Raw genomic sequence first — 13,707 nt, forward strand, 5'->3', positions numbered from 1 at the left:
GCTTACTGCTTGAACACGACTTGGCCGGACTTGTCCTTGACCTCCTTGGCCCAGGCGGCCTCGACGAGCTTCACCACGTTGTCCGGGAGCGGGACGTAGTCCAGGTCGCTCGCAAGCTTGTCGCCGCTCTTGTAGGCCCAGTCGAAGAACTTGAGCACCTCGGCGGTCTGCTCCGGCTTCTCGGCGGTCTTGTGGACGAGGATGAAGGTCGGGGCGGTGATCGGCCAAGCGTCGTCGCCGGCCTGATCGGTCAGGGAGATGCCGAAGCCCGGCGCGGCGGTCCAGTCGGCGTTCGCGGCAGCGGCCTGGAACGACTTGTCGCCCGGAGCCGGGAATTTTCCGGCCTTGTTCTGCAGGAGCGCGAACGCGATGTCGTTCTGCTTGGCGTAGGCGTACTCCACATAGCCGATCGCATTCGGGACCTGCTTGACGGTCGCGGCGACGCCCTCGTTGCCCTTGCCGCCCTGGCCGACCGGCCAGCTTACGGCCGTGCCCGTGCCGAGATCCGCTTCCCAGGACTTGGAGACCTGGGCCAGATAGGTGGTGAAGACGTTGGTGGTGCCGGACGCGTCCGAGCGGTAGACCGGAGTGATCGGCGCGTCGGGCAGCTTCACGCCCTCGTTCAGCTTGGCGATCCTGGCATCGCTCCACTTGGCGATCTTGCCCTGGAAGATGTCGGCCAGAACCTCGCCTGTCAGCTTCAGCTGGCCGGAACCGATGCTCGTGATGTTCACGACGGGCACGACGCCGCCCATCACGGTCGGGAACTGGAGAAGGCCGTGCTTGTCCAGATCAGCGCCCTTCAGGGGCGCGTCGGTCGCGCCGAAATCGACCGTCTTCGCCTGGATCTGCTTGATGCCGCCGCCGGAACCGATGGACTGATAGTTCAGGCCGTTGCCGGTCTCCTTCTTATAGGCCTCGGCCCACTTGGCATAAACCGGGAACGGGAAAGTCGCGCCTGCGCCGGTGATGTCGACGGCAGCCGCCGGCGTCGTGAGGGCAGAGGCGGCAAGGCCAGCCGCAAAGGCGAAGGACAGGAACTTCACGAGACGTCTCCATGTTCATACGAGCGCGGCCGTTTCCGCTGATGTGCGTGGGCCGCGCCGGACTGCTATGGCTTCCCCGTTACGGGTCTAAGACACTTGGATGACACTCACGTGACAACGTCGAAGGCCGCTCCTGGATGCATATCAGACCTTCCGAGGGGTTCCGCGCTGGCCGGACCGCCCTATGGTGAAGGGGGAGCGGAGCACGGGCGTGAGAGGACATTCATGAACCCTAAGGATAGGGTCCCAGCGTGATCACCCGGTCGGATGTCTCTCTGGAAGAAGCAGCGCGCCGGATGCCGGATGCCTTTCCGGCGGGTGGGGGCGAAACCGGAGCCCTGATCAGGTCTTTCGACTGGTCAGGAACGAGCCTCGGGCCCATCGCATCCTGGCCGCAGAGTCTCAGGACGGCGCTCAATCTCGTCCTCCAATCCCCGGTTCCCATGGTCATGCTCTGGGGTCCGGTGGGCGTCATGCTCTACAATGACGCCTATTCGGTCTTTGCCGGAGGCCGGCACCCCCGGGCCCTGGGAGCGCCCGTTCTTGAAGGCTGGCCGGAAGTGGCCGATTTCAATCGCAGGGTCATGGAGGCTGGCTTCCGGGGCGAAACCCTCTCTTTCAAAGACCAGCACCTGATCCTGTATCGGAATGGGGTGCCCGAGGATGTGTGGATGGACCTGAACTACAGTCCCGTCCTCGGGGAGGATCACCGGCCGGCGGGCGTTCTCGCCGTGGTAGTGGAGACCACGGAGCGGGTCCGGGCCCAGCTGAACCTCGAGCGCAGGGACGAGCAGCTGCGTCTCGCCCAGGAGGCAGGCGGGATCGGCATGTTCGACCTCGACATCGCCACCGACGTCCTGACGGTGACGCCGGAATTCTGCCGCATCTACGGCCTGCCCCTGGCCGAGACCTATCTCTCACAGGCTCTCGAGCGCCTCGTCCTGTCGGAGGATGCCTCCGTCGTCTCCTCCAGCACGACGAGAACCACCGGTCAGGCGCAGACCGCCGTGGAATACCGCATCGTCCGGCCCGATACGGGGGAGCTGCGCTGGATCGGGCGCAAGGCCAAGTTCGTCAGGGACGAGGCGGGGCGCCCGGTGCGCTTCATCGGTGCCGTGCAGGACGTGACCGAACGCAAGGAGGCGGAGGAGGCCCTCCGGATCAGCAAGGAGCGCCTCCTTTATGCCCTCAGCGCCGCCGGCATGGTGGGCACGTGGGACTGGCACATCCCTCCCGACGTCATCTATGCGGATGCCAAATTTGCCGAAATGTTCTCGGTCGACCCGGCCCTTGCTGCCGAGGGAGTGAGCCGGACGGCTTTCCAGAGCCGCATTCACCCCGACGACGTCGATCGGGTGAACGACGCGACCCTGCGGGCCATCGAGACCGGCGAGAAATTCTCGCAGGAATACCGCCTGATCCTGCAGGACGGGACCCTGCGCTGGGTGCTGGCCCGGGGCGAGTGCCTTTATGACAACGACCGCAGGCCCCTGCGCTTCCCCGGCGCCGTGATCGACGTCACCGAGAGAAAGCGTACCGAGGAGGCGCTCCGGGAAAGCGAGGCCCGGTTCCGCCTCATGGCCAACAGCGCTCCCGCGTTCATCTGGGCCGTTGATGCCGAGGCAAGGCTGACTTTTCTCAACAGGCTCCATCAGAAGGAATTCGGCCTCACCCTTGAGAACATTCGCCGGGGTGGATGGCGGAAGGTGATCTTCGCCGAGGATGCCGACAGGTTCCGCCAGACTTTCCTGGAGGCTTTTCGGGCCCGCACGACCTTTAAGGCTGAAATTCGCGTCCAGGACAAGCGGGGACGTTTGCGTTGGCTGCGGTGCGAGGGCGTGCCCCGGCGCGACAGCACGGGCCAGTTCCTCGGCTATGTGGGATGCAACGTCGACATCACGGAAGCCCGGCTCGCGGCCGATGCCCTGGAAGCCCAGGTCGAGCAGCGCACCCGGGAGCTCAACTCCATCTGGCGGGTCTCGCACGATCTTTTCTGCATCTGCGGCTTCGATGGTTACTACCAGAGCGTCAATCCCGCCTGGACCGAGGCCCTGGGCTACGCGCCGCAGGAGCTGATCGGCCGTCAATGCCTGGAGCTCGTTCATCCTGAAGACGTCCCAACGGCCGAGAAGGAGTTCGCGCGGCTAAGAGATACCGCCATGGTCGAGACGGACCTGCGGGTGCGGGCACGCAACGGTACCTATCGCTGGTACAATTGGACCAGCGTGGCGGAGGGCGACGTGTTCTACGCCGCAGGGCGGGACATCACGATGCGGAAGGAGCTCGAGGAGCAGCTCCGCCAATCCCAGAAGATGGAGGCCATCGGCCAGCTCACCGGCGGCATCGCGCACGATTTCAACAACCTTTTGACGGGCATCATCGGCTCCATGGAGATGCTCCAGAAGCGGGTCGCCCAGGGCCGCTACGAAAAGGTTGCACGCTATGCGGATGCCGCGATCGCGTCGGCCGATAAGGCCGCGGCCCTCACCCACCGCCTGCTGGCCTTCGCGCGCCGCCAGCCGCTCGATCCACGCCCCGTCAACGTCAACCAGCTCGTCACCTCCATGGAAGATCTGTTCCGTCGCACCACGGGCGAGTCGATCCATGTCGAACTCGCCATGACGCCGGACCTGTGGTGGACGCGCTGCGACCCCAATCAGCTGGAAAACGCCCTCCTCAACCTCGTCATCAATGCACGTGACGCCATGCCGAACGGTGGAAGGCTGACCGTCGAGACATCCAATATCGGCCCCAACGACCGCGGGATTGCAGCGCAGCGCGAGATCCCTCCCGGCCCGTATGTGGCCCTCAGCGTGACCGATACGGGCGTCGGCATGGCGCCCGATGTCAGAGCGCGGGCGTTCGACCCCTTCTTCACGACAAAGCCCCTGGGGCAGGGAACGGGGCTCGGCCTGTCCATGATCTATGGCTTCGCCAGACAATCGGGAGGCTATGTGCAGATCCTCTCGGAGATAGGCCAGGGAACGACCGTGAGGATCTATCTTCCGCGCTATGACGGACCGGTTCAGGACGATCCCACGCCGGACCAACCGGAAGAGCCGCAGACAGGCACGGGCGAGGTCGTGCTCGTGGTGGAGGACGACCCGACCGTGCGCAGCCTGATCATAGAGGTGCTCGCGGATCTCGGCTACGAAGCCCTTCAGGCCCATGACGGCCCGTCCGGTCTGACCTGTTTGGAATCCGACCGCCACATCGACCTTCTCGTGACCGATGTCGGCCTGCCGGGCATGAACGGCCGCCAGCTTGCCGATGCGGCGCGCGAAAGGCGGCCCGACCTGAAGATCCTGTTCATCACCGGCTATGCGGAGAGCGCCGCCCTTGCGACCGGGTTCCTGGACCCCGGGATGGAGATGATCACGAAGCCTTTCGCGGTCGAGAGCCTGATGCAGCGCATCCGCGCCATGATCGAGTCGACCCCCGACCGCTAGGAACCACCCGAAGGAAGCCTCAGGTTTCGGCGCTCGCGGGGAGAGTGATCGTAAAGCGCGCGCCCTGCCCCGGCTCGCTCGCAATGTCGAAACGGCCACGATGGCGGTTGACGATGTGCTTGACGATGGCAAGGCCGAGACCCGTCCCGCCCTTGTCCCGACTCTGCGCTCCGTCCACGCGGTAGAACCGCTCCGTCAGGCGCGGCAGGTGCTCGGGCGGGATGCCCGGCCCGTAATCCTGCACGGCGAGCACGGCCAGAGGCTTGCCGTCGGGGCTCTCGGTGCGCGACAGCTCGACCTCGACCCTGCCGCCGCTCTCGCCGTATTTCACAGCATTCTCGATCAGGTTCTCGCAGACGCGCAGAAGCTCGTCCCGATCGCCGGGAACGACCAGAGGCCGGTCGGGCAGGCGCGCCTGAATGAGCGTGCCGCGCTCCTGCGCCAGGGGCGTGAGCATCTCGATCATGTGCGTCGTGACGGCCTTGAGATCGACCGGCTCCGTCGGCGGCACATGGGCGCGCATCTCGATGCGCGACAGGGACAGAAGGTTGTCGATCAGCCGCTTCATGCGCTGGGCCTGCTCCCGCATGATCTCGAGGAAGCGTTCCCGCGCGGCCGCATCGTTGCGGGCCGGGCCCTGGAGAGTCTCGACGAAGCCGAGCAGGGATGCGAGGGGCGTGCGCAGCTCGTGGCTGGCATTGGCCACGAAGTCCGCCCGCATGGCCTCAAGGCGCCGGGTGGAGGTCAGATCGCGGAAGAAGAGCACGACCCCCGAGCGGCCGCCGAGATCCGCCGGGTTGCCGCGCAGGAGACCGATATGGACCTCGAAGGTCCGCTCCGTCGGGACGCGCTCGGAATATTCGACCTTCAGGGGCCCCTCACCGCTCAGCGCCCCCTCGATGCCGTCCAGGATATCGGGGCTGCGCAGCGCGAAGGAGAGCGGGTGGCTCGTCTTGAGGCCCGGCAGCATCGCCCGGGCGGCCTTGTTCGCTTCGACGACCAGGGAGCGCTGGTCGACGAGGATCACCGGATCGGGGATATGGGCCAGGACTGCTTCCGCAAGATTGGAATGGCGGGCCTCTTTCGCCTTCAGGCGCTCGCCGTCCCTCATGGCGCGTGGACGGCCGAGCACCAGGGTTGCGAAGATCGCCGTGACGACCGCAATGGCGAGAAGCCAGATATCCGCATGGCCTCGCACGGCCGTTGCGACGAGTATCGTCGCTCCCACCACGAGGGCGCCGCCCAGGGCGGCGCTCCGCTCCGGGCCCAGGCCGCCAAGGCCGGAGGGCTTCCGGGTCTCGTCAGGTTCGCTCATGGTCAGCTCGGCAGGACGATGCCCGTCTTCTAGAGGATGGGGCCTGGAAAGTCACTCGCGGCTCATACGTCCGGAACAGGCTCCTCGTCGTCCTCGGGCTTGAACTTGTCGCGCATGGACTGGATCCGGTTGCGGATCTCGTAGGCTCCGAGCAGCGCCAGGGCGACCACGAAGGGCACGAGATAGTAGCACAGCCGGTACAGCAGGAGCGCGCCCAGGATCGGCTCGCGCGGATAGCTCGACAGGGCCAGCAGGATCGTGGCTTCGAATACGCCCAGCCCACCGGGCGCATGGCTGGCGACGCCCAGCATGACGGCGAAGATGTAGATGGCCACGAAGGTCTCGAAGCCGATATTGTGCCCGCCCGGCAGCAGCACGAACAGGACCGCGGCCCCGGCGCAGACGTCCACAGCCCCGATCAGCATCTGGGCGACCGTGAGACGGAAGCCCGGCAGGTCAAGGCGCCAGCCCTGGATCTTCACGGCCCGTCGCTTGAGCGAGACCCAGACGAGATAGGCCACGACCAGGACGGCCGCGACGAGCCCGACAAGCTGGTTGATCCAGATATTGGTATAGATGAGGCTCGCCACCTCGTCGGCCCGCCGGATCATGCTCGAGGCCAGGACGAGGGCCATTCCGAGCCAGAAGGTCACGCCGGCGATGACCGTGAGGCTCGCGACGCGCCCGGCGCTGATCCCGCGCGAGGAATAAATCCAGTACCGGACCGTACCGGCCGTCAGCAGGGGGAACCCTAGGGTAAAGCTGACCGCATAGCTCGTGAACGACGCCAGGGCCGTGGTGCGGTAAGGGATCTGCAGCCGGAGCTGCCGCAGCGCGATGGCATCGTAGCAGGTCAGCAAGCTGTAGCTGACGGTCGTGAACAGGATGGCCAAGCCGATCTGGCGCAGGCTGGCGGCCGTGAACGCGGCCTTGAGCTCATTGACGTCGATACCCGAAACGATGTGCCAGAGAACCACGAGGGAGGCCCCGAACAGCAGCAGGCTCCCGGCCATCCCGATCCAGGCGAACCGGCGCGAGCGCCGTTCCTTGGGGTGCAGGGCCTCGGCCGATGCTATCTCCGGAGGGGGAGCCGGAAGAGGTCTCATCTCATTCATGAAAAGCGAAGCCAGCCTTGGGATGGGAATCTGTGTCGGTCGATGGCAGTCCTGCATCTAAGGGCTGCCGGCGCGAACCGCCAGGGGGCGAAGGCAGCTTAACAATATCTCGGCTCCGGCCGCCCAGTGTGGTATATAAGCGACAGGACCGGTTTGAAACGTGTTGCCAGGTTCAAAAAGGCCTACAACAATGGCCATACTTTGGACGCTGCCCAGAGGGCACGAACATATGGGGGTCTTGGTGGCAACGACGGATAGCGACGACCAGCTCGTACTTCTGGCGGAGCGCTTGCCACAACTCGTCTGGTTTACCCGCCCGGACGGATATCATGACTACTTCAACCGCCGCTGGTACACCCTCACGGGCATGACGGCAGAAGAGTGCCGCGGGCAGGGCTGGAGGAGCGCCATCCACGCGGACGACCGCTCCCATGTGGACATGAGGTGGCGTGAGGCCCTCGCGGCCGGCGAGTCCTACGAGGCCCAGTACCGTCTCAGGCGAGCGGATGGGACCTATTGCTGGGTGCTCAGCCGCGGACTTGCCCATCGGGATCCGGAGGGACGGATCACCCGCTGGTTCGGCACCTGTACCAATATCGACGCCCAGAAGCGGGCCGAAGGCGCCCTCGCCCAGCTGGAGGAGCAGCACCGCCTCGCCCTGGAAGCCGCCAATCTCGGCACCTGGAGCATCGATCTGGCGACGGGGGTGACCACCTGCGACACCACCACCTGCGCGCTGATGCTCATCCCGCCGGAACGGAGAAACGGGATCCCCCTGGAGGAGATCTACGGGCAGATCCACCCGGACGACCGGGAAATCATGCGCAAGCGCATCGCGGAGGCGACCGCCCCCGATGCGGATGGCCATTACGAGGTGTTCTACCGGGTCACCCTCGCGGACGGGGCCCTGCGCTGGATCCGCTCCCGCGGCAAGGCCTTCTTCGAAGGGGAAGGCAGTGGCCGGAAAGCCGTGCGCCTGTCCGGCGTCCTCAGCGACAATACCCATCAGCATGTCCTGGAAGAGGCGCAGCAACTCCTGACGCGGGAGCTGAACCACCGGGTCAAGAACCTCTTCGCCATCGCCAACGGCATGGTCTCGCTCACGGCCCGCACGGCCAAGGATCCCAAGGAGATGGCGACCGCCCTGCGGGGCCGGCTCAGCGCCCTGTCCCGGGCTCACGAGCTGGTACAGCCTCCTACGGTCGGCTCCCTTCACAGCGGGGGCGAACTCCTTCTCGGCTACCTGATCGAGGCCGTCCTCGCCCCATACTTCGAAACCCATAAGGACCATATCCGCATCGACGGACCGCCGATCCGGGTCGGCTCCCAGACGACGACGGCCCTCGCCCTCGTTTTCCATGAGCTTGCCACCAACGCCGCCAAGCATGGCTGTCTCTCGGTCCATGAGGGTCACCTCGTCATCCATTGGACTCTGGAGGGCGGTCAGGTCCGCCTGGACTGGACCGAGACGGGTGGACCACCCATCGAGACGCCACCCGATTTCCAGGGCTTCGGGCATCAACTCACCCAGCGGAGCATCGCCGGCCAGCTCGGCGGCACTCTCGAGCGGGAATGGCGGCACGAGGGACTTTGCGCCCATATGACCTTCCCGCTCGATCGTCTGGCCGGCTGACCCCCCTCCTTCGAACCTGGATGATCCCATGACGATCCACCGCCGGGCCCTGGTTCTGGGCGGCGCCCGCTCGGGCAAGAGCCGTACGGCCCAGGCCATCGCCGAGAAGACCGCGGGAGAGCGCCTCTTCGTCGCCACGGCCCAGCCCTTCGACGACGAGATGCGCGAGCGCATCCGCCGGCATCGGGACGAGCGCCGCGATGGCTGGCGGACCTGCGAGGCCCCTCTTGAGCTTGCGCAGGCGATCCGGGAAGGCACGGGCCCCGGCCGGGTCGTGCTCGTGGATTGCCTCACCCTCTGGCTGTCGAACGTCCTTCTCGCCGGGCGGGATGTCGAGGACGAGACTGAGCGCCTCGCCGGCGCAGTCCGCGATGCGGGCGGCCCGGTCGTTCTGGTGTCGAACGAGGTAGGGCAGGGAATCGTGCCGGAGACGCCGCTGGGGCGCAGATTCCGCGACGCGCAGGGACGGCTGAACCAGCGCATGGCCGAGACCTGCGACGCGGTGATCCTCGTGGCGGCGGGGTGCCCGCTCCTCCTGAAGCCCGCCCCTTCCCTCGACCTGACCCTCGCATGAGCCCGCGTACGAACCCGCGCACTCCTGCCGTGATGATCCAGGGCACCGGCTCGAATGTGGGCAAGTCCCTGCTGGTCGCCGGCCTGTGCCGGCTCTTCGCCCGACGCGGCCTTCGCGTGCTGCCCTTCAAGCCGCAGAACATGTCGAACAACGCGGCCGCCGTGGAGGGCGGCGAGATCGGCCGCGCCCAGGCGCTCCAGGCCCGCGCCGCACAGGTTCCGGCGAGCGTGCACATGAATCCCGTGCTCCTGAAGCCCGAGACCGACCGCCGCTCGCAGATCGTCGTCCAGGGGCGGCGCTTCGGCCTTCTCGAATCCGGCGCCTTCGGGGAACGGCAGAGCCTCCTGCCCTGGGTCCTCGAAAGCTTCGCGCATCTGAGCCGCGAGGCCGACCTGATCGTCGTCGAGGGCGCAGGAAGCCCTGCGGAGACCAACCTGCGCAAGGGCGACATCGCCAATATGGGTTTTGCATCCGCCGCGCAGGTTCCGGTTGTCCTCGCCGGAGACATCGATCGCGGCGGCGTCATCGCGAGCCTCGTCGGGACCCATGCGGTGCTCGACGCGGATGACCGCAGGCTCGTGCGCGGCTTTCTCATCAACAAGTTCCGCGGCGACCCCGGGCTTTTCGACGAGGGACTTGCGACCATCGCGGGAATGACCGGCTGGCACTCCTTAGGGATCGCACCCTGGTTCGCCGAGGCCCACAAGCTTCCGGCCGAGGATGCGCTCGACATCACAACTGAGCGTAAGACCAATGCGCTTTTAAGGATCGCCGTGCCGATCCTGCCGCGGATCGCGAATTTCGACGATCTCGATCCCCTGAAGCTCGAACCTGATGTGGATCTGACCATGGTGCCGCCCGGGGTGCCGCTTCCGGCGGATGCGGATCTCGTCATCCTGCCGGGCTCCAAGGCCACAATTGCCGATCTCGCGTTCCTTCGCACTCAAGGCTGGGACATCGATCTTGCGGCCCATCTCCGGCGCGGCCGCAAGGTGCTCGGCCTGTGCGGCGGCTACCAGATGCTGGGGCGCACCATCGCGGATCCGGACGGACTGGAAGGCCCGCCCGGCACTATCGCGGGGTTGGGGCTTCTCGATGTCGACACCGTTCTGACGGGCGACAAGGCCGTGCGTCCGGTCCTTGCTCGCCACGCACAGAGCGGAGAGGCTCTCTCGGCCTACGAGATCCACCTCGGCCGCACGACGGGTCCAGACGCCGCGCATGCGCCCTTTTCGGTGAAAGGCGAGCCGGAGGGCGCCGCCTCGGCGGAAGGCCTCGTCCTCGGCACCTACCTGCACGGTCTCTTCTCGGCGGACGGCTTCCGGCGCGCCTTCCTGAAGTCGCTTCATCCGCACGCCGGCGACAGCCCCCTGCACTACGAGGCCGAGATGGAGCGCATCCTGGATGCGCTCGCCAGTCACCTGGAAGACCATCTCGACACCGGGCGGATCCTGGCCATCGCGCAGGAGGGTGTCTGATCAGCGGACCTTGGCGCGGATTTCGGCCGCCAGGGCATCGATCAGGATCGGGGTCGAGGGACCGCCGCAGATGGTCAGGCGTCCCGGGATCACGAGGCGCCGGGATGGCGGCACCACCTGTGCCAAGGCAGGATGACTGAGGAGCGCCGACCCGTTGTCGACGGTCCGGCTCGCATCCTCGTCCATCAACAGGTAATCCGGCGGCGTCTCGACAAGGGTTTCCAGCCGCGCGACGCCGCCCCTGTCGAGGCCCAGCGCCTCCTGATGCAGGGTGAAGCCCATGTGCCGCAGAAGCTCGCCGACGAGCGAATCGGAGGCAGGCACCCATCCGCGCCGGTAATAGACGAGGATGCTGCGCCCGTTCGGCACGATGTCCTTTGTCCGCGCCAGCGCTGCGTCCATGTCCTTGATCAGGGCCTCGCCCCGCTCCGGATGTCCGAGGCGGGCGGCCACCATCCTGATCTGCTCGCGCCCCTCCGCGAAGCTGCTCCAAGGCGCGAGGCTCAGAACGTCCAGCCCCTGCCGGGTAAGCAGGGCGGTGCGTGCCTGCTGGCCGAAGTTACCGGTGAGCACCAGGTCGGCGCCGCTGAACAGGATGCTCTCGCCCTTGCCGTCATTGGTGGGCAGACGCGACGCCGCCTGCGCGAACAGCGAGATCTCGGGATCACGCACGAGCGGGCTCAAGGATGCGATCTGACTGCGATCCGCCAAAGCCAAAAGCAGCTGATCGGCACACAGGTTCAGGGACACGACCCTCTCGGGCACCTGCGCGACGGCCTCCGGTGCCGTCGCAATCCAGATCGCGGCGGCCAGCCAGATCCCTCTGGAAATCCGCCTGGGGCAGAGTTGCGGCATGGGGAGCGACCGACTAAGAGAGGAACCGGACGTTGGTCCTCGAGACATCGAGGTGAAACGGGAACACGGTGCGGAATTTCCAATGCCGTGGCTGCCCCCGCAACTGTAAGCGGTGAGCGGCGGTCCTACATGCCACTGAATCTGCGGGCCCGACAAGCTCGAGATGATTTGGGAAGGCGGACCGTTCGCGATGACCCGCAAGCCAGGAGACCGGCCTGCGTCCGAGCGTCAACTCGATTGTCCGCCGGTGGGGCGGGCAGGAGGTCTCCATGCCCATGTCTTCACGCTGCCTGCTGGCGGCGTCCGTTTCCGTTTTCGCCCTCGTTCCGGGCGGAGTGCTGGCTCAATCCGCAGCGCCGACCCTCGTTCCCGACATCGTCGTCACGGCGACGCGGTCGCCACAGGCAATCAGCCGGGCCGGCAGCGCCATTTCGGTAATCTCCGGAGAAGAGATCGCCAAGGAATCCCCGAAGAGCATCACGGACGTGCTGCGGCGCGTGCCTGGCTTGTCGGTCAACGAAGCCGGCGGACCCGGCGGGACCACCTCGGTGCGGATCCGCGGCGCAGAGGCGCGCCATACTCTCGTTCTGATCGACGGCATCCGCGTCAACGATCCGTCGGCGGGCGCAGGCGAGTTCGACTTCGCCAATCTCGAGGCGGTCGATATCGAGCGCATCGAGGTGCTGCGCGGCCCGCAATCGGCCCTCTACGGATCGGACGCGCTGGGCGGCGTCATCAACATCATCACGCGCAAGGGCAGGTCACCGCGGGCCAGTCTCAGCCTGGAGGGTGGCTCCTACGGCACCAAGGCGGGCCGCGCGGCGGTCTCGGGCTCCTCGGGCCCGGTGAACTACGCCTTCTCAGCCACGGGCTTCGACAGTGCGGGCTTCTCGCGCTACGGCTACCGCATCGGACGGATCGAGCGCCTGTATGCCTGGCCCCTCGAGGCGGATTCGGCCGAGCGCCTGGGCGCCTCGGGCCGGGTCGGCATCGCCCTGTCGCCGGATGCGGAGCTCGAATTCGGCGGCTACACGAGCTACAACGGAGCCCAGTACGATGCTGCCTTCGGGGCAGCGCCCGACACACCCTCCCAATCGCAGCAGCGCCTCTTCGAGGGCCATACGCGCCTCACCGTCAATGCGTTCGACGGCATCCTGCGCAACTCCTTCCTGATCTCGGGCAGCCGCACCAATCGGCATTATCGCGATGTCAGCTATTTCGGCTCGCCCCTCGTCACGAACTGGTCCAATTCCGGCTATGAGGGCGACCGCATCTCCGCCGAATACCAGGGCGACCTGAAGCTCGGCACCTTCGGCCTCCTCACCTTCGGGGCGAAATTCGAGCGTGAGCGCTTCCTGACCTCCGCACGGGACGTGCTGCCTTTCACGAGCCCCTGGCGCGAGACCAACGATGCCTCCCGCGATACGCGCTCGATCTACGCGCTGCATCAGATCAGCCTGTTCGAGAACCTGCACCTGTCCTTCGGCGGCCGGCTCGACGCCGTCGAGAAAGAAGGCAGCTTCGGGACCTGGCGCGCGACCGCGGCCTATGAGGTGCCGAACTCGCGCACGACCCTGCGGGCCAGCATCGGCACCGGCGCCAAGGCGCCGAGCCTGTTCCAGCTTTACGATCCGCTCTACGGCACGCCCGGCCTGGAGCCGGAGCGCTCCATCGGGGCGGATATCGGCATCGACCAACGCCTGCTCGACGACAGGCTCATCCTGTCGGCCACCTTCTTCGCCAATCGCTTCCGCGACCTGATCGACTTCTCGTTCAGTCCCGGCGACTGCCCGCCCGGCAACCTCTACGGCTGCTACCTGAACGTGGCGCGGGCACGCACCTCGGGCGTCGAGCTCTCGGCTGAGGCCGACATTGTTCCTTCGCTCCTGCGGATCAAGGCAGTCTACACCCATACGGACGCTTTCGACCTTGCGACCCATCTGAGGCTCGCACGACGTCCGCAGGACGAAGGCCGGCTCGGGCTCATCATCACGCCGATGGCGGGGCTGTCCATCGAACCATCCGTCGTCTTCGTCGGCCGGCGCTTCTCCACGACAGGTGAGAGGGAAGAACTCGCGCCCTATGCGCGCCTCGACGTCTATGCGGATTACAAGATCGACGAGACGTTCAGCATGTATGTGCGGGCCGAGAACCTGACCGATGCCCGCTACCAGGACATCTACAATTACGGCACGGCCGGGCGCTCCTTCTATGCGGGCCTCCGCGCCACCTGGTAGGGACC

At 66.4% G+C, this 13,707-nt stretch carries 9 protein-coding genes and 1 riboswitch; of the genes, 5 read left to right on the forward strand and 4 right to left on the reverse strand.

What is annotated here, in order from left to right; translation table 11 throughout:
• Nucleotides 1-2 precede the first annotated feature (2 nt).
• Nucleotides 3-1,046 (reverse strand): phosphate ABC transporter substrate-binding protein PstS, encoded by a 1,044-nt coding sequence (gene pstS, locus C4E04_RS16875; protein ID WP_109599244.1) that lies wholly within the window; start codon nucleotides 1,044-1,046, stop codon nucleotides 3-5.
• A 251-nt stretch (nucleotides 1,047-1,297) separates the two neighbouring features.
• On the opposite strand from pstS, the gene C4E04_RS16880 reads away from it, so the two are divergent.
• Complete coding sequence (locus C4E04_RS16880; RefSeq protein ID WP_162559437.1) at nucleotides 1,298-4,495, forward strand: PAS domain S-box protein; 3,198 nt, start codon at nucleotides 1,298-1,300, stop codon at nucleotides 4,493-4,495.
• A gap of 19 nt (nucleotides 4,496-4,514) precedes the next feature.
• Here C4E04_RS16880 and C4E04_RS16885 read toward each other — a convergent pair whose 3' ends face one another.
• Both C4E04_RS16885 and C4E04_RS16890 read right to left on the reverse strand, forming a co-directional pair.
• Nucleotides 4,515-5,810, reverse strand: coding sequence for an ATP-binding protein (locus tag C4E04_RS16885; protein WP_109599249.1), 1,296 nt, complete (start codon nucleotides 5,808-5,810; stop codon nucleotides 4,515-4,517).
• A gap of 62 nt (nucleotides 5,811-5,872) precedes the next feature.
• Nucleotides 5,873-6,916 carry a lysylphosphatidylglycerol synthase domain-containing protein gene (locus C4E04_RS16890; protein ID WP_371682005.1) on the reverse strand — a complete coding sequence of 348 codons (1,044 nt, stop codon included), beginning with the start codon at nucleotides 6,914-6,916 and terminating at the stop codon, nucleotides 5,873-5,875.
• A gap of 250 nt (nucleotides 6,917-7,166) precedes the next feature.
• On the opposite strand from C4E04_RS16890, the gene C4E04_RS16895 reads away from it, so the two are divergent.
• Genes C4E04_RS16895 through C4E04_RS16905 form a run of 3 tightly spaced genes read left to right on the forward strand, consistent with a single transcriptional unit; the run spans nucleotide 7,167 to nucleotide 10,610 of the window.
• The gene (locus C4E04_RS16895) at nucleotides 7,167-8,558 is read left to right on the forward strand and encodes a sensor histidine kinase (RefSeq protein WP_162559438.1); all 1,392 of its coding nucleotides are present in this window, start codon (nucleotides 7,167-7,169) and stop codon (nucleotides 8,556-8,558) included.
• A gap of 28 nt (nucleotides 8,559-8,586) precedes the next feature.
• Complete coding sequence (gene cobU / locus C4E04_RS16900; RefSeq protein WP_109599256.1) at nucleotides 8,587-9,132, forward strand: bifunctional adenosylcobinamide kinase/adenosylcobinamide-phosphate guanylyltransferase; 546 nt, start codon at nucleotides 8,587-8,589, stop codon at nucleotides 9,130-9,132.
• Complete coding sequence (locus C4E04_RS16905) at nucleotides 9,129-10,610, forward strand: cobyric acid synthase (RefSeq protein ID WP_109599258.1); 1,482 nt, start codon at nucleotides 9,129-9,131, stop codon at nucleotides 10,608-10,610. The genes cobU and C4E04_RS16905 overlap by 4 nt, the downstream gene beginning before the upstream one ends.
• On the opposite strand, the gene C4E04_RS16910 is transcribed toward C4E04_RS16905, so the two are convergent.
• Entirely contained in the window at nucleotides 10,611-11,465 is an 855-nt protein-coding gene (locus tag C4E04_RS16910; protein ID WP_109599260.1) for an ABC transporter substrate-binding protein, read from the reverse strand. It lies immediately after the preceding gene.
• A gap of 16 nt (nucleotides 11,466-11,481) precedes the next feature.
• Nucleotides 11,482-11,699, forward strand: a riboswitch (cobalamin riboswitch).
• Between the two features lie 35 nt (nucleotides 11,700-11,734).
• On the opposite strand from C4E04_RS16910, the gene C4E04_RS16915 reads away from it, so the two are divergent.
• Nucleotides 11,735-13,702 (forward strand): TonB-dependent siderophore receptor, encoded by a 1,968-nt coding sequence (locus C4E04_RS16915; RefSeq protein WP_109599262.1) that lies wholly within the window; start codon nucleotides 11,735-11,737, stop codon nucleotides 13,700-13,702.
• The last annotated feature ends 5 nt before the right edge of the window (nucleotides 13,703-13,707 follow it).

Source organism: Microvirga sp. 17 mud 1-3 (assembly GCF_003151255.1).
GTDB lineage: Bacteria > Pseudomonadota > Alphaproteobacteria > Rhizobiales > Beijerinckiaceae > Microvirga.

Bases quoted from the DNA above. Each gene is read 5' to 3' on its own strand.
- C4E04_RS16885 (WP_109599249.1), bottom strand. From the start codon at position 5,810: ATGAGCGAACCTGACGAGACCCGGAAGCCCTCCGGCCTTGGCGGCCTG.
- C4E04_RS16890 (WP_371682005.1), bottom strand. From the start codon at position 6,916: ATGAGACCTCTTCCGGCTCCCCCTCCGGAGATAGCATCGGCCGAGGCC.
- cobU (WP_109599256.1), top strand. From the start codon at position 8,587: ATGACGATCCACCGCCGGGCCCTGGTTCTGGGCGGCGCCCGCTCGGGC.
- C4E04_RS16905 (WP_109599258.1), top strand. From the start codon at position 9,129: ATGAGCCCGCGTACGAACCCGCGCACTCCTGCCGTGATGATCCAGGGC.
- C4E04_RS16910 (WP_109599260.1), bottom strand. From the start codon at position 11,465: ATGCCGCAACTCTGCCCCAGGCGGATTTCCAGAGGGATCTGGCTGGCC.
- C4E04_RS16915 (WP_109599262.1), top strand. From the start codon at position 11,735: ATGCCCATGTCTTCACGCTGCCTGCTGGCGGCGTCCGTTTCCGTTTTC.